Consider the following 21,505-nt stretch of genomic DNA (forward strand, 5'->3'; position numbering starts at 1 on the left):
TTCAGATATTTTAGGCCAGCTGGCGGAGCATGCGGCGTAGCGGCTCGGCCGCGCCCCAAAGTAGCTGATCGCCGACGGTAAACGCCGACAGATATTCGGGCCCCATATTTAATTTACGCAGGCGACCAACCGGGGTCGTCAGCGTGCCGGTGACGGCAGCCGGGGTCAGTTCGCGCATGGTGATATCCCGATCGTTTGGCACCACTTTCGCCCACGGGTTGTGTGCAGCCAGCAGCTCTTCCACGGTCGGAATAGACACATCTTTTTTCAGTTTAATGGTGAAGGCCTGGCTGTGGCAGCGCAGCGCGCCGATACGTACGCACAGACCGTCAACCGGAATGGCATTCGCGGTGTTGAGTATTTTGTTGGTCTCAGCCTGACCTTTCCACTCTTCGCGGGTCTGACCGTTATCCAGCTGTTTGTCGATCCACGGGATCAGGCCACCGGCCAGCGGGACACCAAAATTATCCACCGGCAGTTCGCCGCTGCGGGTCAACTCGGTGACTTTACGCTCGATATCGAGAATAGCGGAAGCCGGGTTGGCCAGCTCGGTCGCAACGCTGTGGTGCAACTGGCCCATCTGTGCCAGCAGCTCGCGCATATGACGCGCACCGCCGCCGGACGCGGCCTGGTAAGTTGCCACGGAAACCCACTCCACCAGGTCCTGTGCAAACAGGCCGCCCAGAGACATCAGCATCAGGCTGACGGTGCAGTTACCGCCGACAAAGGTTTTCACGCCGTTGTTCAGGCCATGGGTGATCACGTCCTGGTTAACCGGGTCGAGAATGATGATGGCATCGTCTTTCATGCGCAGTGAAGACGCCGCGTCAATCCAGTAGCCCTGCCAGCCGCTTTCACGCAGCTTTGGATATATTTCGTTGGTATAATCGCCGCCCTGGCAGGTGACAATAATGTCGAGTGCCTTCAGCGCATCCAGATCGAAAGCGTCCTGCAACGTACCGGTGTTGCCACCAAATGAAGGCGCCGCCTGGCCGAGCTGAGAAGTGGAGAAGAAGACCGGGCGGATAGCGTCAAAATCGCGCTCTTCAACCATGCGTTGCATGAGTACAGAGCCGACCATACCGCGCCAGCCGATAAAACCAACGTTTTTCATAGCATTTATTTCCTGCAAAGGGTGTGTGCTGTTTGTGCAAACCAGTATTCACTTGAGATATGCTTCACATTACAAAATGCTGCCAAAGTCGCAAGCGAAATTAATCGATGATCGCGCGGCAATCAGAAAAGCAGCTAATCATGAAAATAAACATACAAAGATTCAGGGATAATTAACAATGAGTGAAATCATTTCCGCGGCGGTTTTATTGATCCTTATTATGGATCCACTGGGGAACCTGCCCATCTTCATGTCGGTGCTCAAACACACCGAACCCAAGCGCCGCCGGGCGATTATGATCCGCGAGCTGCTCATCGCCCTGCTGGTAATGTTTATCTTTCTTTTTGCCGGGGAAAAGATCCTCGCGTTCCTGAATTTGCGCGCCGAAACGGTCTCCATATCGGGCGGGATTATCCTCTTCCTGATTGCCATTAAGATGATTTTTCCGAGCGCCGAAGGCAGCAGCAGCGGCCTGCCGGCAGGCGAAGAGCCGTTTATCGTACCGTTGGCTATTCCGCTCGTTGCGGGTCCGACAATCCTTGCGACGCTGATGCTGCTGTCACATCAGTATCCCAATCAGATGAGCCATCTGGTTATCGCCCTGCTCATCGCCTGGGGCGGGACGTTTATCATTTTGCTGCAATCGTCGCTGTTCCTGCGTCTGCTGGGTGAGAAAGGGGTAAACGCGCTGGAACGCCTGATGGGGTTGATCCTGGTGATGATGGCGACGCAGATGTTCCTGGACGGGATACGGGCGTGGATGAAGGGCTAGATAAACGCAATATGGCAGCGTAAGGTTTTCTCCCTCTCCCGTGGGAGAGGGCCGGGGTGAGGGCATCAGGCCGCACTCCTCAAAAATAATCCTTCATTTTGCGAGCCGCCTTCCAGAGCCTCTCTTGCCACCCAATCGGCAAAGCAGAATCTTCTTGCGGCGCCTGCAAAATCAGGCGTCGGGATTAGCCTCCTGCCTAACTTCTTCGGTGACACAAGTATTTTTGTGTCGCGCGCTTCGCTACACTCCAAGGGTGGGCCGAGCGGGGGCGTCGCAAGACGCGCCGGTATCCGAAGAGGCCGGTAAGGCTAACCCTGCTCGGTTCCGCCACCAGCGAGATTAGCCTCTCCAGTGGTGGATAAAACAACTCTTTGGAGAAGGTCATATGACTACTTCCCCTGGCTTTTCACACGCTTTATTCACCACCCCGCTCGATCACACCACCAACTTCACCGAACTGGCCGATAACTGCGAGCGGTTCGTGGAGGTGCTGATCGAATGCGACGATCCGGTACACAAGCTGGCGCTGTGTGGTCGGCTCTCGGCCTGCCTTGCCCTGCTCCAGCCAACGCTGATGGACCCTGTACCTGACCATTTAAAAGAAAGCCTGACGGTGGATGAACTGCCGCTGGACGTGCCGGTCTTCGAGCCGGAAAGCGATGGGCTTGGGCGATACTGCCAGCTGGTAACGCAGTTGCTGCTGAGCCGCACGTTGTCGGCGCGTGACGAGAGGATCGCGGGAGATTTGCTGCAGGATTTGGTTGGGTTTTACAGCGGCACGCTGAAAGCACCGCGCTGGCTGCGGACTAATGCCCTCACCCCAACCCTCTCCCACAGGAAAGGAGTTCAAAATAATTGAACAAAGAGTGGGATAATCTAATTTAGAACACGTTGATTTAATTACGTTTTGTTGCATTGCATGAGTAACTTTTAGTCACTACGCTATAGTTTAAGAAACAGTTTTTTTGAACCAGTTTTTGAACTTGAACCGTGAATAAAAAATCACTCATAATGCAAAGGAAATGAATAATGCAAATCAACTTTACTACGAAAGCGCTTGAAAATCTGACACCAAAAGCCGCCGCTTACATTGCGTATCATGCAAGCGGCGAACGGGGAACCGGGCGTGTTGGTGTGCGCGTCTATCCGTCAGGTCGTAAAACGTTCGTCTACCGTCATTTTGTGGGTAAAACTGCAAAATTTCAGACGCTGGGCGAGTATCCCTCTATGTCTATCAGCAGTGCTCTGGAGAAATTCGAAAGCCTTTCTTCATGTCCCGACGTTATCAAAGTCTCAACAAGAAGTGGCACACTGGCGGATCTGTTTGATGCCCATAAAGCAGATTTTATCGCGTCGGGTAAACGAACTTATCATCATTTCGAATCTCTGCGATCGACGATTACAGCAAGTGCCCTGTTGCCCGAATCCACTATCGCTAAAAAAATTACTACAAATGATATTCGCGCAGTCCTCAACTTCGTTTATCAGCGCACTCAAAAACGAGCATGGGTTAATCAGGTACGCACTTACATGCATACACTTTTTGCCTGGGGTGTTAAATGTGATAAGTCGCCATTGCTTGATAAGCCAAACATTATGTTTGATATTCCTTTTAATCCGGTTTCAGCTATACCAGTGCTTGAGGTTTCAGAAAAAGAATCTTATGTCGGCGAGCGTTATCTCTCGTTTGAAGAACTCTCTATATTGTAAAAAACCACTCAACAAGAATTCTTTAATCCGGATGTTGCTGTTCTTATACAGCTAATATTTTTTTTGTGGGGGCCACCGTCCCTATGAAATAATGGCATTGCCTAAAAAATATTATGACAAGAAAAATAAAATACTTTCTGTGCCTCCACATATTTCAAAAACTAAAAAGTGGTATCATTTTTTACTCTGTGAAACAGCAATAGAGTTGATAGAAACAATGATGTCCCGTCATCCGGAAAATGAGTTTTTATTCCCTAATCACGGATATGAACAAAAAATTAAACGTTGGGAGGGAAAATTAGCAGAAGGAAACACCAGTAAATACGCAAAAGAACCTACGAAATATATGTTCAGCGAAATGTTACTGGATAACGTTGAAAGTTTTTGTCTTAAATACAAAGTTGAAAAATTTCTTCCACGGGATTTTAGACGTACATTTAAAACACTGGCAGGACAACTAAAAATAACAAAAGAAATTCATGACAGAATCCAGCACCATTCTTTACATGATGTTTCATCAGTTCATTATGACAGGTATGATTATAATGAAGAAAAGCTGGAAGCTCTATTGAAATGGGAATGTAAACTCCATGAATTGATTAATAGTTAAATCGTTAATTATAACCCCTTCATTCATAACTGCTATGCATGGTATACAGAATGCTATGTGTGGCAGTTATGCTTTAGAGTAAAACCATTCAATTAATTTCACTTAATTTGAGGTGAAACATCTTTTTGGTGTCTGAATTATATGATGATTCAAGCCCAACTATAGCAGTTAAATGGTATGTAACTGATGGGAAATGGGTAATAACGAACCCAAACAATTCAATAAATTAGAGGTGAATGAAATGCCAAGAGGATATTTTCATGTAAAAGGTAATAAAACCACGTGTGGAGGTAGCATTTTAAGTGGATGCCCATATCATAGCATTCATGGAATCCCTACAGCACGTGTAGGTGATACATATATTTGTGGTGTAGACAAAAAAACATACACGATATCAGGCGGTATCCCTAATTACTTAATTCATGGTGTCCTCGCCGCAGGAACGTTACACAGCAAAGGTTGTTGCGCTTGTAAATGTGAATTTATTCCATCATTTTTTGATGTTACATATGGTTATGAGAGCGAGAAAGTAACAACAGTCAAAGCTCGTCCACAAACACCAAACAATATAGCGGAGACATCCCAACCACCAGCCCGTGAGACTCCTCAACCGATTCCACCTGTCATGGAAGAAAAAGAAGAACCCCGCGAACCTGTTGATGCCGGGTACTGCATAGTTCCATGGAATGGTTCACCTATGGCATACGAACCATATCTCTTCAATGGAGCAAGTAGTGACGTAACTGACTTATATAAATCCCTAAATTCAGAACAGAGATTCAAAGCTGGTTCCATTCTTTTAGTTGTCGATCCTCTAAAGCAAGACCAAACACAAATAAAACACATGCAGCAAGCCAAAGAACGTATTAATGTTGCTTTAGAACCGCTGACAGAAGAAGAAGCAAGCTTTTTATACAAAAACAAGCATGTAATTGATTTATTTTCATCAGTAGGATCAGAATACGGAGGATTAGTTACCGAGGCTGCAAATCAATATTTTACTGAAATTGAACGAACACTTATTCAAATCCAAAACACATACCAAAATCAATTAATTACCCACGGGACATTAATTGGTGAACAGTTCTACATTGAACGTGCCGCATTATTTAAAAAATTAGATAGTATTTTTGCAAAAATTTTCAGGAAACCAATGGGTCTGGCTGATTATGCTGATATAAAGAAAGCATTGCGATTATCAAGCCATTCAATAATGCATCGTTGGAATGAAACAGGAATAGCGGATATAGAGGGGTATGCAACATACATAGAGCGTTCTGCAAAGATCGTAAAAATTATGAAAGGATTAGGTTATGCTGGCATTGGCCTTTCTGCCCTGAATGGTGCAAACACGATTTATGATGCATGTACAGTGGGTGCAGAATGTGAAAAGACGGCTTTCATTGAAGTAGGTAAGTTTTCTTTAAGTACAGCTATTACAGTGGGCGCAGGTGATTTGATAGTGGCAGGTTCAGGGGCTGCATGTGTCGTTGCCCTTGGTGCTCTGAGTGCGCCAGTAGGGGGGGCGGGAGCATTAGCGTGTACTATCATAGTTTCAAGTGGTGCAGTATATGCAGCAGGTAAAAGCATTGAAGCTTTTGGCGGTTTCCTAGGGGAAAAAATATATAATGTATTTTATAAATAGGAGGATCGACCATGAAGGAGCTTACGCTAACGTATATTGCAATCGCTTTATCATTAGTCTTTTTTATCTTATGTATTAGCATGATACCCTTTAAGATAATTAATGATCGAAAGGTTAAAAAAATCTGTGAGCTATATGAGAAAAAATTTAATTATTTACCATTGGATGTTAGAATCTTCAAAAATTCAACGTGGTATACACTTCCATACCATAATGGGCTAAAAAAACAATTCATTATAAGACCACTTTTAAAGGGAAAGAAAAGTCATTTTAGTAAAAATGAGAGCGATGTGGAATTTATGAAGGGATTACCATCAAAACTAACCAGGAGTTTCATAATTGAAGTCTATATGGGCCGTGCAGTAGTTGTATTATCAATCCTTATGCTTTCATTGATGTGGATTGATAAAAATATATAGGCCGCTGGAAAGGGGGGCGCCCCCCCTTTCTGAACATTCAATTTACTAAGTTTCTAATCAAATAGAGAATGAAGCATGTTATATCTTCTACTTAAGCATTATGCAATAAGTGTCGTGATTTTAACGTTGATAAATTTAACATTACTCATGATATGTAAATTCTTTAATGAAAAGAAATTTATTGAATAGAAAGGATGTCATATGAGCGTACTAGCGATCATTTCAATCGGACTATATTTGATATTCTTTATTATGGGAATTGTAATGATATATTTCAAGATAATAAATGATCGAAAGGTTAAAACAATCTGTGAGCTATATGAGAAAGAATTCAATTACTTACCGTTAGATGTTAGAATCTTCAAAGATTCAACATGGTTTACACTCCCATATCATAATGGACTGAAAAAACAATTTATTGTAAGACCACTGTTAAAGGGTAAGAAAAGTTATTTTAGTAAAAATGAGGGTGATGTGGAGTTTATGAAAGGATTACCATCAAATCTAACTAAAAGTTTCATAATTGAAGTCTATATAGGTCGTGCAGGTTGTATATTGTTTTTAATTATGCTTGCGTTAATGTATATTGAAAAAAATATGTAGATAGTTATAAAGGGGCATATGCCCCTTTCTGAACATTCAATTTACTAAGTTTGTAATTGCTTTACCTTCAAAAAAATCAATAATCGTTTGTGCTGCATGAATTCCAGTGTTTTTATAATTTTCTACTGTCGCCGCTGCAATATGATGTGTAGCAATTACATTCTGAAGTGAAAGAAGTGGGTGTTCAGTAGGTAGGGGTTCAACATCAAAAACATCAAGGGCAGCATAAATGTTTTTCTCATGAACAAGATCATATAATGCAATTAAATCAATTAATCTTCCCCTTGCTGCATTAATTACCAAAGAACTATTATGCATAAATGAAAGCAAACGCCTGTCAATGCATTTATCTAACTCCGAATAGTATGGGAGTAAGATAATAACAACATCTTATTCTACAGATATATGTCCATGAGGCTTTTCTTGGGCATTTTAAAAACAGGCATGTGATTTATCAAAATGCTTTTCGAAAGCCGAAATAGTTACCTTCAAACCAGTAAGCAAATGGCATAGCCTCTTTGCAATGTTTCCAACACCAACCATGCCAATTTTTTATTTAGTAACCCTCTTCCCTGAGGATGTTGCGATTGCTCTTATTTAATTCGTCTGTATGTTGGGGGTTTTTCTTAAACTCAATAAAATTGTACCCTGATGCCCTCACCCCAACCCTCTCCCACGGAGAGGGAGCAAACACAACAAAAGGCAACTATCGTTGCCTTTTTGATTTGAGCTAATGCGGCCTGATACCCTCACCCCAACCCTCTCCCACGGGAAGAGGGCGCAAACACAACAAAAGGCAACTATCGTTGCCTTTTTGATTTGAGCTAATGCGGCCTGATGCCCTCACCCCAGCCCTCTCCCACAGGGAGAGGGAGCAAACACAACAAAAGGCAACTATCGTTGCCTTTTTTGATTTGAGCTAATGCGGCCTGATGCCCTCACCCCAGCCCTCTCCCACGGGGAGAGGGGGAATAAACAACAAAAAAGGACAACTCACGTTGTCCTTTTTTCTACCTGCCTTGCCTTAGCTCAGCAGCGTAAACGCAATCATCCCGACAATGGCACCCGTTGTGCCGAGGATGGTTTCCATCAGCGTCCAGGTTTTCAGGGTCTGCGCTTCCGTTGCGCCGGTAAACTTACCGAACAGCCAGAAGCCGGCGTCGTTAACGTGTGACACCACAATCGAACCGCCCGCAATACAGATAGACAGCGCGGCCATCTGTGCACCGGAGTAGTTCAGTTGTTCAATCACCGGCATCACCAGACCGACGGCGGTTAAGCATGCTACCGTTGCCGAACCCTGAATGATGCGCACCGCGGCAGCGAGCACGAAGCAGGTCACCGCAATCGGTAAGCCCATGCCGGTCAACGCTTCACCCAGCGCAGGCCCCACGCCGGAATCGACCAGTACCTGCTTAAACACGCCACCGGCGCCAATCACCAGTAGAATGATACCCGCCGGCTGCAGCGCGTGGCCGCAGATTTCCATCACTTTGTCTTTCGGCATGCCCTGACGCATCGCCAGGCCGTAAATCGCCACCAGACAGGCCACCAGAATCGCCGTGAATGGATGACCGATAAACTCAAACCACTCGTACGTCGTCGACCCTACCGGCACAAAACGCGCGGCAATCGTTTTCAGACCCACCAGCACCAGGGGGAGCAGAATCAAGGACAGACTGAACGCGAACGACGGCATTTTACCTTCGCCAAGGTGTGGCTCAGTCACGTCATCCGGAATGTGCAATTCGACGTAACGACTGATGAAGTTGCCCCACAGCGGGCCGGCAATGATCATCCCGGGGATCGCGGCGCACAGGCCAATCAGGATCATCCAGCCAAAGTCGGCGTGCATCTGAGACGCCAACAGCATCGGCGCAGGTCCTGGCAGCAAGAACGCTGCCGCTGCCGCCACGCCCGCAAACAGCGGAATCACCAGCTTCACAAGGTTAGTGCCGGTGTGACGGGCCATAGAGAAAGCCACGCTAATCAGCAACACGACCGCCACTTCGAAGAACAGCGGCAGCGCACAGATCAGACCGGCAAGGCCAATCGCATAGTGTGCGCGGCTGTGACCAAAGGATTTCAGCATTTTGACGGCAATCTGATCGACCGCGCCCGTTTCATGCAAAATCTTGCCAAACATCGCGCCCAGTGCGACGACAATCGCCAGGAAGCCCAGCGTGCCGCCCATCCCTTTTTCCATGGTCGCCGCGATTTTATCGAGCGGCATACCGGAAAAGAGACCGGCACCAATAGACACCACCATCAAAGCCACGAAAGCATGCATACGCGCCTTCATGACTAAAAACAGCAGCAGCAAAACGGAACCGACTGCTGTTAAAACTAACGTTAATGTACTCAAAACTTACTGCCTTTTATTAATAACCTCGATGGTGCTGGCGACAACACCTTCCAGTGACTGATCGATATCAACCACTAATACATCCTGCTCGTCCGTGCCCGGCTCCTGTAAGGTGTCGAACTGGGTAACCAGCATCTGGGTCTTAAAGAAATGGCCTTTACGCGCTTTCAGACGGCTTTCAATTACGCCGAAATCGCCTTTCAGGTAGATGAAAGAGAGATTTGGGTTACCGTCGCGCAGCAGGTCGCGGTAGGTTTTTTTCAGCGCGGAACAGACAATCAGAGAGACTTTATTGGTGCGCTGCATCGCAAAGGCGGCATCATTCAGCGCCTGCAACCAGGGTTTACGGTCTTCGTCATTCAACGGTTCGCCAGCAGCCATTTTATTGATGTTGCTGCGCGGGTGAAGAAAGTCGCCATCCAGAAACGCGGCCTGAAGTTGGTGTGCGACTTCGCTTGCAACTGCAGATTTACCGCTACCGGAAACGCCCATCAGGACGTAAACGTGGTGATCGTGATTCGTCGTGCTCAAAGGGAGTCCCTCAGTCTATTGTTACGGGTAACAGTTATCGGTAACATTGTCCTGCCGGGGCTAAAGAGAAGCAATATCCAAACGTGGATGAAGTGAATAAGTGTGAGCTAGCTCAAACTTGTCAGACTAAATTGATCCACCTGGTGACAAGGTGAAACCTAAATCTAACATTTTGGGCGTCACCACCTCGCCACGAATACGCGCCAGCAGGCGTTCTGCACCGATACGGCCCATGCGCTCACGCGGCGTCAGGACGCTCGCCAGACGCGGCTCCATCACCTGGCCGATATCGTGGCCATGGAAACCTGCAATGGCGATGTCATCCGGGATTTTCAGCCCCAGACGCTGGCACTCAAAGGCGGCGCCGACCGCAAGGTCATCGTTGGTACAGAAAATACCATCAAGCTGGGGATACTCGCGACGCGCCTGACGCATCAGCTCAATACCGGACGAGTAGGAGGAAGACTGCTCCACCATAACGCTGTACGGCGTTAAGTTGGCATCGAGCATGGCCTGCTCATATCCCTTTTGTTTGATGATAGTACGTTCATCCAGACGCGCACCCAAATAGGCCACGTGGCGATGCCCGCGCGCCAGGATGGCCGCCGTCATTTGACGTGCTGCTTCGTAGTTATCAAACCCGACCGCGATATCAAGACAGGGCGACTGGCTGTCCATCAGCTCGACCACCGGGATACCGGCCACTTCAATCATTTTCAAGGTTCGTGGCGTGTGGGTACGCTCGGTCAGGATCAGCCCGTCAATGTTCCAGGAAAGCATCGATTCCAGACGTTCCTCTTCCAGTTCCGGCTTGTACCCGTAGTGCGCGAGCATGGTTTGATATCCAAACGCATCGGTCACGCTTTCGATACCGCGCAGCACTTCGGCGAACACCTGGTTGGTTAAGGAAGGTAACAGGACGCCCACCGCACGGCTGGTCGCATTTGACAGGATATCGGGTGCGCGGTTGGGGATATAACCCAGTTCATCAAGAGCAGCGGCAATCTTGCCACGCAACGCCAGGGAAACCTGTTCCGGGTTACGTAAGAAACGGCTGACCGTCATTTTGGTCACACCGACGCGATCGGCTACATCCTGAAGTACGGGTCTTTTCTTTTTCATCGTCCTGAGAAATCTGTGGGGGGAGATTTGCTCAGTTTATCACGGACAAAGCCCAACCTTCCCCTTTCAGAGGGACGGTTGGGCATTTATTTATGATTTATTAGACCGGTGGCAGATCAAACAGCAGAATTTCGCTTTCACTGTCGGCATGCACGGACAGCGCCTGCTCATCCCAGATTGCCAGACCATCCGCCGTGGTGGCTTTGGTGCCGTTAATGGACACATTACCTTTCACCACCTGGATCCAGACGCGACGGTTAGCCGCAATCTGATGCACGGATTGTTCGTCTTTCGCCAGCGCCCAGCGGTACAGTTCCATATCCTGATGCACTTTCAGGGAACCGTCACGCGCATCCGGTGACAGCACCAGCTGTTTGCCTTGCTCCGCATCAAAGCGACGCTGTTCATAGCGTGGCGTGATGCCGGTTTCTTCCGGAATGATCCAGATTTGATACAGGTGCAGTTTTTCCGTATTGCTCGGGTTGTATTCCGAGTGACGCACACCGGTACCCGCGCTCATAATCTGGAACTCACCGGCCGGAACCTGCTCTTCGTTGCCCATGCTGTCTTTGTGCGCTACGGCGCCCTCAAGCACATAGGTCAGGATTTCCATGTCTTTGTGCGGGTGAGTGCCAAAGCCCTGGCCTGCGTCGATCACATCGTCGTTAATCACGCGCAGTGCAGAGAAGCCCATAAAATTCGGGTCGTAGTAATCGGCAAACGAAAAGGTATGCCATGAGTCCAGCCAGCCATGATTCGCGTGACCACGTTCGTTTGCTTTGCGTAAGAAGATCATTGTTTTCCACTCCAGTTCGTTTCGATGGAGTAAGTGTGGACGTAAACCTTCGGGGATGATAGTGGGTGAAAATTGACTCCTCTGTTCAAAAATTATGAACAAGTCCAGAGGAGCCATTAAACCTTACTTAGCAAGGGTTACCGTGGCAGGAGAAGCTTGCTCAAAGCCGCGTTCCAGGATTTCCAGATTGGTGAGAACGTCAGTTTCCTTGACGTAATTCGCCGTGCCGTCAGTGAGGGTGTCATACAATGCATCATAGACACGGCCATAGTCGCCGGTTTCAGGCAGCCACTCTTCCCGCACCGTCACACCCTCTTCGTTGACATACTCCAGTATCCCAACCGTATCATCTGCCGCAAAGCCCGGCTCACCCGGCATGATATTGGCCTTGAGGCTGGTCTCCTGCTGGTCGATACCGTATTTGATAAACGAGCCTTTGGTGCCGTGTACGATAAATTTCGGGTAGTCGATTTTGACGTAGTGGCTGGTTTTAACGATGGCTTTCAGGCGACCATAAAACAGCTGAGCTTCAAAGGTATCGTCCGGGTTGGCTTTGTTGCGCAGGCTGCGGATGTCATACGCTACGTGGTCCGGGCGGCCAAACAGAGAGATGATCTGATCCATCGTGTGTACGCCGAGCCCATAGAACATGCCGTCCTGCGGCAGGCCGGGTTTGGTTTCGGCAACCGGACGGTAATAGTCAAAGTGGCTTTCAATCTCGACGATATCGCCGAGCTTACCGCTCTCAATCGCCTTTTTCGCCGTCAGGAAGCAGCTGTCAAAGCGACGATTTTGATACGGGGTAACGGTCAGCCCGTTACGTTTTGCCAGCGCGAACAGCTCTTTCGCTTCGGCGAGGGTCGGGGTGAAGGGTTTTTCCACCAGCACGTTTTTACCCGCCTCCAGCGCCTGCTTCGCATAGTCGAAGTGGCTGTCGGCGTGCGTGCAGACGATTACCAGCTTCACCTGCGGATCGTTAAGCACTTCCGCCAGATCGCTGGTGAAATGAATATGAGAATACTGGGGAGACTGCTCCTCCGGCTTCGCACTGCGGCGGTAGATGTGGGCGACGTGCCAGCTGTCTTTGCGGTTGAGAACGTAGGGGAGATGGTAACGGGTGGTGCTTTTGCCGAATCCAATAAATGCGCAATGTAGTGTCATGGTTCAGTCCTTTTTAAGGTTACTAAGAGCAACCATAGCGCAACTTTTGCCCTCACCCTAGCTTTCAGATGCTCGCGCATCAGCCGTTAGTGTCACTGCCAGTTTGCTCACGGCAAGCGCGCAGCAACCGGTGCGTACACAGAGCACGTGCGGATTGCGAGCATTTCCAGGGGGCAACATGGCAAGAAAGCCAGGCTGAAAAAAGGTAAAAAAAAGCCAGCAAGAAGCTGGCTGAAATAATACTGGAAGCAATGTGAGCAATGTCGTGCTTTCAGGTTTCCGTAGAGGTCTTCCTGAACGCAGAGCAATAATAATCATTCTCATTCGCAGTTGTCCAATCATTTTTTGCAAAAATTAGCAGTTGACTCAAATTTTAATCTCACTGATGTTGGAATGGACGTTTAACTGACTGAGGATGAAGGAATGAGTGAGATTGTGATACGCCATATCGAAGCCAGCGATGCAGAAGCTTTACGTGACATTATGTCGCATCCTGGGGTGTATCATGACACGCTACAAGTTCCCCATCCTTCAATGGATATGTGGCATGACCGGGTTGCGGCGAAACCGGGAAGACGTCATCTCGTCGCCTGTCTGGACCAGCGAGTGGTCGGCCATATGGCACTTGATGTGATGGAAAATCCGCGCCGCAGCCACGTTGCAACATTCGGCATAAGCGTGGCCGCTGACGTGCAGGGACGAGGCGTAGGTCGTGCGCTCATGCGCGAGATGGTCAACCTGTGCGACAACTGGTTGCGTATTGACCGCATTGAACTCACCGTTTTTGCTGATAACCCTGCTGCAGTGGCGCTGTACAAGAAGTTTGGATTTGAAATTGAAGGGACCGGCAGGAACTTTGCCCTGCGTAACGGCGAATATGTCGACGCGTATTATATGGCGCGGTTGAAGTAATGTGTTGCCCTCACCCTCTCCCACAGGGAGAGGGAATTGAAACGCAGGCCGGGTAAGGCGCAGCCGCCACCCGGCAACACAATCAGTACCCCGCCGTCAAATCATCGACCGAACGTGGGTCCGATGCACCATAGAGCGCGCCATCCGGCCCGACCATAATGCTCTGGGTACTGCCCATCGCCTCTTTCACCGCGATTTTTTGCCCCTTCTCTTCGAGGAGTTTAAGCGTATCCGGGCTGAAGCCCTTCTCTACGCGCAGCTCATCCGGCAGCCACTGATGATGGAAACGCGGGGCATTCGTCGCTTCGGCGACGTTCATTCCATAATCAATACTGTTCACCACCATTTGCAGCACGGTGGTAATAATACGGCTACCGCCCGGGCTCCCCGTTACCAGCCAGGTTTTGCCGTCTTTAACCACGATGGTCGGTGACATAGACGACAACGGACGCTTCTTCGGCCCTACCGCATTTGCATCCCCGCCCACCAGCCCGTAGACGTTTGGCACGCCCGGTTTGGCAGAGAAGTCGTCCATCTCGTTATTGAGCAGGATCCCGCTGTTGCCCGCCACAATGCCGGTACCAAAGGTGGTGTTGAGGGTATAGGTCACCGCCACCGCATTACCGTCTTTATCCACCACCGAGAAGTGGGTAGTCTGGTTGCTCTCATACGGGGCCAGCTTGCCCGGGCGGATCTCGCTCGACGGTTTGGCCTTGTTGATATCGATCTGCTCAGCCAGGGATTTGGCATAGGCTTTATTGGTCAGCGCCTGCCACGGCACCTTCACAAAATCCGGGTCGCCAAGGTATTCCGAGCGGTCGGCGTAAGCACGTTTTTCTGCCTCAGCCATGACCTGCATCGCATCGGCGCTGCCAAAGCCATATTTGTGCATATCGAAGTTTTCAAGAATGTTGAGGATCTGCACGATGTGAATACCGCCGGAAGACGGTGGGGGCATGGAGAAGACGTCATAGCCACGGTAGGTTCCGCTAATCGGCTCTCGCTCAACCGCCTTATACTCCGCCAGATCGGCTTTCGTGATAAGGCCGCCGTTCTTTTGCATCTCTTCGGCAATCTGATCGGCTATCGCTCCTTTATAGAAAGCATCCGGTCCGTTTTCCGCAATCAGCTCAAGGCTTTTCGCCAGATTCTTCTGCACCAGCTTATCGCCCTTCTTCAGCGGTTCGCCCTCTTTCCAGAAGATAGCCTTACTGTTTTCGTGCTGGGGAAGAACCTCGCTGCCGTAGGTCTTCAGATCGTCGGCCAGCGCGTCGTTCACCACAAAGCCGTCACGCGCCAGCTTAATAGCAGGCTGTACCACTTTGTTCAGGGGTAAGGTGCCATATTTTTCCAGCGCCAGGGAGAAACCCGCTACGGTGCCGGGAACCCCGGTTGCCAGATGGGAAGTAAGTGATTTTTTACTGTCCGGATTCCCCTGTTCGTCAAGGAACATGTCGCGGGAAGCTTGCTGAGGCGCCATTTCGCGGAAGTCGATGGCCACGGTTTTACCGTCTTTGGTTCGCAGCATCATAAAGCCGCCGCCCCCCAGATTACCGGCCTGCGGATGCGTCACGGCCAGCGCATAACCTACCGCCACGGCCGCATCTACCGCGTTACCGCCCCCTTTAAGAATATCGACCCCAACCTGGGTCGCCATCGCGTCCACCGAGGCCACCATACCCTGCGTGGCACGGACAGGATGAAAAACATCCTCTTCCACGCCGTAGGATACGGGCGGTGCCGCAGGAGGATTAGCCGCCACAGTGAAAGTCCCGCCCGCCATCAACGCGGCGAGGGCAACCCAGCGCAAAAACGTTGGTTTTATCATTGTTGTTCTCCAGGTGATGGGATCCATATTCCCGCTTAAGCCTGGTTCACAACTCTTAAAAAATCATCGTTATGTCGGAATCAGGATAAACTTAAGAGAAGCCTCAGAAGGAGGAAATACCCATGAAACGTCTCTTAATCCTTACCGCGCTGCTCCCTTTTGCCGCGCTCGCACAGCCTCTGAATACGATGAATAACCCGAACCAGCAGGGTTACGTCATCCCCAGCCAGCAGCGAATGCAGACTGAAATGAGCAGTCAGCAACAGCAGCAAAAAGGGATGTTGAATCAACAGTTGAGGACGCAGACGCAGCTTCAGCAGCAGAATCTGCAAACGCAGATGAACACCAATACCCAGCGTATCCAGCAGGGTCAGGTTCGTGAGCAGCCGTTACCCAACGGCAACGGCGGAATGCTAAACGGGAGCGTGTCGTCTGATAGCGGCCAGCAGCATATGCTCCAGCCGCGTACCAATGGCGATATGCTTAATAATCAGCAGAATTAAACTGCGGGCCAATGACGTCAATCGCATCGGTGCAGATACTGTCAACGCCCCAGCGCAGCAGCTCTGCGGCGCGCTGGGGTTTATTGACGGTGTAGACCAGAATATACAGCCCGGCCTCTTTTAACCGCCTTACGCGCGCCTCATCCAGCAGCTTATGATTGAGGTGAATCGAAACGCAGTCGAGCCGCGTGGTCAGCGCTTGCCAGTCATCCCGCCAGGCATCCAGCAGCAGTCCGCGAGGCAGCTCCGGCACCGCTTTTTGCGCGGCTTCCAGCGCGTCGATGTCAAAAGAAGAGAGCAGAGGTGCAGTCATGCTTTCCCACAGCTCACGTGCGGCCAGGGCTATCATTTTGCCCGTCAGCGGCCCTGTGCCCGTGGTGGGTTTGATTTCGATGTTCGCCATCATCCCGTACTGACGGCATCTGTCGGCGACTTCTGCCAGCAGCGGCAGCGGTTCACCCTTGAAGGCGCTGCTGTACCAGCTTCCGGCATCCACGTTCAGCAAATCACGCCACGGCAGATCGCCCGCCACGCCCCAGCCGTTGCTGGTGCGCTCCAGATTATCGTCGTGCAGCAGAAAAATTTCGCCGTCCTTCGATAACTTCGCGTCAAACTCAATCATCGTGTGGCCGTAATGCGCGCCAGCGTCGATTGCCGCCAGGGTGTTTTCCGGGGCCAGTTTACCGCCGCCACGGTGGGCGACGATGTGGGGATAGGGCCAGTTGCTCATACACGTTGTCCTGTTTCGCCATCAAAAAGGTGCAGATGGTTTTCGGGCAGATGCAGCCACAGCGTGCTGCCTGCTTTTGGGCGCTCCTGATGAGCCAGACGGACCACCATTTTTTGATCGCCCCAGCGCCCGTGTGCCAGGTTATCCGCCCCCAGCATCTCCAGCGTGTCCATCACCAGCGGCACGCCGCCATCAGCCTGCGAGCTTAACGCAATATGCTCCGGGCGGATACCGAGCGTCATTTTTCGTCCGGCGTACCCGCGATAGAACCAACTGACCGGCAATGCCATACCGCTCTCCAGCTCAAAGTGCGTGCCTGCGCTGCTGATCCGCCCTTCCAGCAGATTCATCGCCGGGCTGCCGATAAAGCTCGCCACAAAGCGGCTGGCGGGTTTTTCATAGACCTCAACCGGGGTGCCAATCTGTTCGGCCACCCCTTTATTCATCACCATTACCCGTTGCGCCAGCGTCATGGCTTCTACCTGATCGTGGGTGACGTACAGCGACGTCGTTTTCAGACGACGATGCAGATGCTGCAGCTCCAGACGCATCTGCACGCGCAGTTTGGCATCCAGGTTAGAGAGCGGTTCATCAAACAGGAACACCGCAGGGTCACGTACGATGGCGCGCCCCATCGCCACGCGCTGGCGCTGCCCGCCGGAGAGTTCGCGAGGACGGCGCGTGAGCAGACCATCCAGCTCCAGAATACGTGCGGCCTCTTTCACCCGCTCTGCAATATGGCCTTTGCCCATGCCACGGATTTTCAGCCCCCAGGCCATGTTCTCTTCCACGCTCATGTGCGGATAAAGGGCGTAGTTCTGAAATACCATCGCGATGCCACGATCCTTTGGCTCCATCTCGGTCACGCGCTGGCGATCGATCCAGATATCGCCGCTGGTTACACGTTCAAGCCCGGCCACCATGCGCAGCAGCGTCGATTTGCCGCAGCCAGACGGGCCCACCATCACGATAAATTCCCCGTCCGCCACGTCGAGCGTTAACGGCTGAATAACCTGAGTTTTGTTGTCCCAGCTTTTGGTTACTGCCTGTAATTTAAGTCCTGCCATTTTATTTCTCACTGTCGACTAAACCACGCACGAACGCACGTTGCATGGCTAAAACGATTACGACCGGGGGGATAAGGGTGAGCAGCATTGCTGCCATCACCTGGTTCCAGAGCGTGGTGCCTTCGCCAGTGGCGATCATGCCTTTGATACCCGCCACGGCGGTGCCAAGGTTGACGTCCTGGACAATCAGCAGCGGCCACAGATACTGGTTCCAGCCGTAGATAAAGGTGATGACGAACAGCGCCGCGAGATTGGTTTTCGACAGCGGCAGTACGATGTCGCGGAAAAAGCGCATCGGCGACGCACCGTCAATACGCGCGGCCTCAATCAGCTCGTCCGGCAGCGTCATAAAGAACTGGCGAAACAGAAACGTCGCGGTGGCCGACGCCATCAGCGGCAGGGTTAAACCCGCGTAGCTGTCCAGCATCTTCAGATTGGCGATCACCTCCACCGTCGGGAAGATACGCACTTCCACCGGCAGCATCAGGGTGATGAAGATCATCCAGAAGAACAGGTTGCGCAGGGGAAAGCGGAACCAGACGATGGCGAAAGCCGAGAGCATCGACACCGTAATTTTCCCCACCGTGATGCCGAACGCCATGATGAAGCTGTTAAGCATCATCAACCAGAACGGCGCACTGTTAGCGCCCACGCCCTGGGTCCAGATCGTTTTCATGTTCTCGAAAAGATGCCCGCCTGGGATCAGCGTCATCGGCGTCTCAAACACCGCTTTGGTGTCCAGCGTGGCGGCAACAAACGCGATATAGAGCGGAAAGAGAATGACGATAATGCCCAAAATCAGCATGGTGTGGCTGAAAATTGTCAGCCCGGGGCGGTTCTCAATCATTGGTAACGCACCTTACTTTCGACATAGCGGAACTGAACCACCGTGAGCACAATCACCAGGAACATCAACACCACTGACTGAGCGGCAGAAGCGGAAAGGTCGAGTCCGGCAAAGCCTTCGCGGTAGATTTTATAAATGAGCGTGGTGGTTGCCTGCACCGGCCCACCGGCGGTGGCGGCGTCGATAACCGGGAAGGTATCGAAGAAGGCGTAAACCAGGTTAACCACCAGCAGGAAGAAACTGACGGGCGCGATCAGCGGCAGCGCCAGCTTAAAGAAGCGGCGTATCGGGCCTGCGCCATCAATTGCGGCAGCTTCTACAAGCGATCGTGGAATCGACTGTAACGCGGCGAAGAAGAACAGAAAGTTGTAGCTGATCTGTTTCCACACGGAGGCAAACACCACCAGGAACATGGCCTGGCCACTGTTCTGAGCGTGATTCCAGTCGTAGCCCATCTCAGCCAGGAAATGGGTAATCAGCCCGCGTCCCGGGTTAAACAGAAAGATCCACAGCACGGCGGCGACGGCAGGCGCCACGGCGTAGGGGAGCAGCATCAGCGTCTGATACACGCGACTGCCGCGCACGACGTAATCCACCAGCGCGGCGAAAAATAGCGACACGAGCAGACCGCTCACGGTGACCATGGCGCTGAATTTCATCGTGGTCCAGAAAGAGTCGATGTAGTAGCTGTCATGCATCAGCGCGACAAAGTTATCCAGCCCAACAAACTGGCTGGAGAGCCCAAAGGGATCGACGCTTTGTACCGAGTACCATAGCGCTTCGCCCGCGGGCCAGATAAAGAAGATAACGGTGATGATCAGCTGCGGCGCGACCAGCAGATAGGGCAGCCAGCGGGAGCGGAACACCGGACGGGATGAGGACATTGAGATTAGGTTCCTGAACATTGCCGGGTGGCGGTTTGGGTTTTCGCCCTCTCCCTATGGGAGAGGGTTGGGGTGAGGACATCAGGCCGCATTAACCCGTAGGCCCGGATCCGCTGCGCATCACCGGGCAAATCACAGATTACGATTTCGTTGACTGCTCGAAGCGGCGCAGCAGCTGATTACCGCGTTCCACGGCGGAATCCAGCGCCTGCTGTGGTGTTTTCTTACCGGTCCAGACGCTTTCCAGTTCTTCATCCACAATGGTACGAATCTGTGGCATGTTGCCCAGACGCAGGCCTTTGGTGAACGGCAACGGCGGCTTGTTCATCATCTGACGCGTTGCGATATCCGCGCCTGGGTTCTTCTCATAGAAGCCCTGCTCACGGGTCAGGTCATACGCGGCTTTGGTGATAGGCAGGTAGCCCGTTTTCTGGTGCCATTCGGCAGCGTTTTCAGGTTTTGCCAGGAAGTCGAGGAACTCCGCCACGCCTTTATAGGTGCCGTTGTCTTTGCCCTGCATGACCCACAGGCTCGCCCCGCCGATAATGGCGTTCTGCGGTGCGCCTTTTACTTCGGCGTCGTAAGGCATCATGCCCACGCCGTAGTTGAATTTGGCGTAATGACGGATATCTGCCAGCGAACCGGAAGAGGCCGTGGTAATGGCGCAGTCACCGCTATAGAACTTCTCGGTGGATTCGTCTTTACGCCCGAAGTAGCTGAAATCGCCTTTCTTGTTGAGATCGGCAAGCAGGGCGATGTGTTTCACCTGCTCTGGCTTGTTGAACTCCAGTACCGCGTCAGTGCCGTCAAAGCCGTTATTTTTCGTGGCGACCGGCAGGCCATGCCATGCGCTGAAGTTTTCAATCTGGATCCAGCCCTGCCAGCCGCTGGCGTAGCCGCACTTCATGCCGGCTGCTTTCAGCTTCGCCGTGTACGCTGCCAGATCCTGCCAGGTTTTTGGCGGCTGTTCCGGATCTAAGCCTGCTTTCTTGAAGGCATCTTTGTTGTAGTACAGCACCGGCGTAGAGCTGTTAAATGGCTGGGACAGCAGATGCCCGGTTTTAGAGTCGGTGTAGTAGCCCGCGACCGTCGGCACGAACTGTGATTCGTCGAATTTAATGCCTGCATCTTTGAACACTTCGTAGACCGGTTTAATGGCTTTCGAGGCCATCATGGTCGCCGTGCCCACTTCGTAAACCTGCAGCAGCGCAGGCGCATTGCCGGTACGGAAGGCCGCAATCCCGGCGCTCAGGCTCTGCTCATAGTTCCCTTTGTATACCGGCACAATTTTGTAATCCGGGTGGGTGTCGTTGAAACGCTGCGCCAGGGAGTCAACCTCTTTACCCAACTCCCCTTCCATGGAATGCCAGAACGGAATAGTGGTAACGGCCATCGCGTTGCCCGCAAAAGCCAGACCCAGTGCCAGTCCCAAAGCTGTGTGTCGTAACGATGTCATTGTCATCTCTCTTATTGTGCCGGATGCGCGATATCACGCGTTTTTATGCTCGCGAGGTAACATGACATGCTCGAATGACAGAAAAATAACTGTTTGTTTACAAAAAGGTGACAGCCAGACGTCAGGGGGATGATGGTTGTGTGAAGGGGGGGTGCGCTCTGATGCCCTCACCCCTGCCCTCTCCCACAGGGAGAGGGAGAAAATAGTGCGTTGCCTTTTGCTTTGACCTTCTGCGGTCGGGTGCCCTCACCCCGGCCCTCTCCCACGGGGAGAGGGGGAATACAGTGCGTTGCCTTTTTGCTTTGACCTTGTGCGGTCGGGTGCCCTCACCCCGACCCTCTCCCACGGGGAGAGGGGGAATACAGTGCGTTGCCTTTTTGCTTTGACCTTGTGCGGTCGGGTGCCCTCACCCCGACCCTCTCCCACGGGG

22 protein-coding genes are annotated in these 21,505 nt (G+C 51.3%); 9 read left to right on the forward strand and 13 right to left on the reverse strand.

The window, feature by feature from the left end; genetic code table 11:
• Positions 1-10 precede the first annotated feature (10 nt).
• Complete coding sequence (gene asd, locus LZP96_RS18300) at positions 11-1,114, reverse strand: aspartate-semialdehyde dehydrogenase (RefSeq protein WP_064327768.1); 1,104 nt, start codon at positions 1,112-1,114, stop codon at positions 11-13.
• A gap of 178 nt (positions 1,115-1,292) precedes the next feature.
• On the opposite strand from asd, the gene yhgN reads away from it, so the two are divergent.
• The 7 genes from yhgN (at position 1,293) to LZP96_RS18335 (ending at position 6,873) form a co-directional block, all read left to right on the forward strand.
• Positions 1,293-1,886 (forward strand): NAAT family transporter YhgN, encoded by a 594-nt coding sequence (gene yhgN / locus LZP96_RS18305; protein ID WP_003861574.1) that lies wholly within the window; start codon positions 1,293-1,295, stop codon positions 1,884-1,886.
• Positions 1,887-2,271: 385 nt separating this feature from the next.
• The gene (locus LZP96_RS18310) at positions 2,272-2,745 is read left to right on the forward strand and encodes a hypothetical protein (protein ID WP_064327770.1); all 474 of its coding nucleotides are present in this window, start codon (positions 2,272-2,274) and stop codon (positions 2,743-2,745) included.
• 170 nt (positions 2,746-2,915) lie between these two features.
• Positions 2,916-3,596 (forward strand): site-specific integrase family protein, encoded by a 681-nt coding sequence (locus LZP96_RS18315; protein WP_064327771.1) that lies wholly within the window; start codon positions 2,916-2,918, stop codon positions 3,594-3,596.
• Between the two features lie 91 nt (positions 3,597-3,687).
• Positions 3,688-4,206, forward strand: a complete 519-nt coding sequence (locus LZP96_RS18320; RefSeq protein ID WP_064327772.1) for a site-specific integrase — start codon at positions 3,688-3,690, stop codon at positions 4,204-4,206.
• A gap of 193 nt (positions 4,207-4,399) precedes the next feature.
• Entirely contained in the window at positions 4,400-5,851 is a 1,452-nt protein-coding gene (locus tag LZP96_RS18325; RefSeq protein WP_232462951.1) for a PAAR domain-containing protein, read from the forward strand.
• A gap of 11 nt (positions 5,852-5,862) precedes the next feature.
• On the forward strand, positions 5,863-6,270 hold the full coding sequence (locus tag LZP96_RS18330; protein ID WP_064327773.1) for a hypothetical protein: 408 nt from the start codon (positions 5,863-5,865) through the stop codon (positions 6,268-6,270).
• A 201-nt stretch (positions 6,271-6,471) separates the two neighbouring features.
• Entirely contained in the window at positions 6,472-6,873 is a 402-nt protein-coding gene (locus LZP96_RS18335; RefSeq protein ID WP_064327774.1) for a hypothetical protein, read from the forward strand.
• A 36-nt stretch (positions 6,874-6,909) separates the two neighbouring features.
• Here LZP96_RS18335 and LZP96_RS18340 read toward each other — a convergent pair whose 3' ends face one another.
• The 6 genes from LZP96_RS18340 to LZP96_RS18365 form a co-directional block, all read right to left on the reverse strand.
• A complete protein-coding gene (locus tag LZP96_RS18340; RefSeq protein WP_082904955.1) occupies positions 6,910-7,254 on the reverse strand; it encodes an NAD(P)-dependent oxidoreductase in 345 nt (114 codons plus the stop codon).
• A 643-nt stretch (positions 7,255-7,897) separates the two neighbouring features.
• Positions 7,898-9,238, reverse strand: a complete 1,341-nt coding sequence (gntU, locus tag LZP96_RS18345; protein WP_064327775.1) for a gluconate transporter — start codon at positions 9,236-9,238, stop codon at positions 7,898-7,900.
• A 3-nt stretch (positions 9,239-9,241) separates the two neighbouring features.
• Complete coding sequence (gene gntK / locus LZP96_RS18350; protein WP_064327776.1) at positions 9,242-9,769, reverse strand: gluconokinase; 528 nt, start codon at positions 9,767-9,769, stop codon at positions 9,242-9,244.
• A 126-nt stretch (positions 9,770-9,895) separates the two neighbouring features.
• The gene (gntR, locus tag LZP96_RS18355) at positions 9,896-10,891 is read right to left on the reverse strand and encodes a gluconate operon transcriptional repressor GntR (protein ID WP_064327777.1); all 996 of its coding nucleotides are present in this window, start codon (positions 10,889-10,891) and stop codon (positions 9,896-9,898) included.
• 100 nt (positions 10,892-10,991) lie between these two features.
• Positions 10,992-11,687 carry a pirin family protein gene (locus tag LZP96_RS18360; protein ID WP_064327778.1) on the reverse strand — a complete coding sequence of 232 codons (696 nt, stop codon included), beginning with the start codon at positions 11,685-11,687 and terminating at the stop codon, positions 10,992-10,994.
• A 123-nt stretch (positions 11,688-11,810) separates the two neighbouring features.
• A complete protein-coding gene (locus LZP96_RS18365; RefSeq protein WP_064327779.1) occupies positions 11,811-12,848 on the reverse strand; it encodes an oxidoreductase in 1,038 nt (345 codons plus the stop codon).
• Between the two features lie 423 nt (positions 12,849-13,271).
• On the opposite strand from LZP96_RS18365, the gene yhhY reads away from it, so the two are divergent.
• Complete coding sequence (gene yhhY, locus LZP96_RS18370; protein ID WP_064327780.1) at positions 13,272-13,760, forward strand: N-acetyltransferase; 489 nt, start codon at positions 13,272-13,274, stop codon at positions 13,758-13,760.
• An 82-nt stretch (positions 13,761-13,842) separates the two neighbouring features.
• Here yhhY and ggt read toward each other — a convergent pair whose 3' ends face one another.
• Positions 13,843-15,588: a gamma-glutamyltransferase gene (gene ggt, locus LZP96_RS18375; protein ID WP_064327781.1), complete on the reverse strand. Its 1,746-nt coding sequence runs from the start codon at positions 15,586-15,588 to the stop codon at positions 13,843-13,845.
• Positions 15,589-15,710: 122 nt separating this feature from the next.
• On the opposite strand from ggt, the gene LZP96_RS18380 reads away from it, so the two are divergent.
• Entirely contained in the window at positions 15,711-16,091 is a 381-nt protein-coding gene (locus LZP96_RS18380; RefSeq protein WP_064327782.1) for a DUF2756 family protein, read from the forward strand.
• Here LZP96_RS18380 and ugpQ read toward each other — a convergent pair.
• The 5 genes from ugpQ to ugpB all read right to left on the reverse strand — a co-directional run bounded on the left by ugpQ (position 16,072) and on the right by ugpB (position 21,075).
• Positions 16,072-16,821, reverse strand: a complete 750-nt coding sequence (gene ugpQ, locus LZP96_RS18385; RefSeq protein WP_064327783.1) for a glycerophosphodiester phosphodiesterase — start codon at positions 16,819-16,821, stop codon at positions 16,072-16,074. The genes LZP96_RS18380 and ugpQ overlap by 20 nt on opposite strands.
• Entirely contained in the window at positions 16,818-17,888 is a 1,071-nt protein-coding gene (locus LZP96_RS18390; RefSeq protein ID WP_064327784.1) for a sn-glycerol-3-phosphate import ATP-binding protein UgpC, read from the reverse strand. Before LZP96_RS18390 ends, ugpQ begins: the two co-directional genes overlap by 4 nt.
• Position 17,889: 1 nt before the next feature.
• Entirely contained in the window at positions 17,890-18,735 is an 846-nt protein-coding gene (ugpE, locus tag LZP96_RS18395) for a sn-glycerol-3-phosphate ABC transporter permease UgpE (protein ID WP_064327785.1), read from the reverse strand.
• Positions 18,732-19,619, reverse strand: coding sequence for a sn-glycerol-3-phosphate ABC transporter permease UgpA (gene ugpA, locus LZP96_RS18400; protein ID WP_064327786.1), 888 nt, complete (start codon positions 19,617-19,619; stop codon positions 18,732-18,734). Before ugpA ends, ugpE begins: the two co-directional genes overlap by 4 nt.
• A gap of 139 nt (positions 19,620-19,758) precedes the next feature.
• Positions 19,759-21,075, reverse strand: a complete 1,317-nt coding sequence (gene ugpB, locus LZP96_RS18405; RefSeq protein ID WP_064327787.1) for a sn-glycerol-3-phosphate ABC transporter substrate-binding protein UgpB — start codon at positions 21,073-21,075, stop codon at positions 19,759-19,761.
• Positions 21,076-21,505 lie beyond the last annotated feature (430 nt).

Origin of the sequence: Huaxiibacter chinensis (assembly GCF_022171985.1) — a bacterium.
Classification (GTDB): Bacteria; Pseudomonadota; Gammaproteobacteria; order Enterobacterales; family Enterobacteriaceae; genus Enterobacter; species Enterobacter chinensis_A.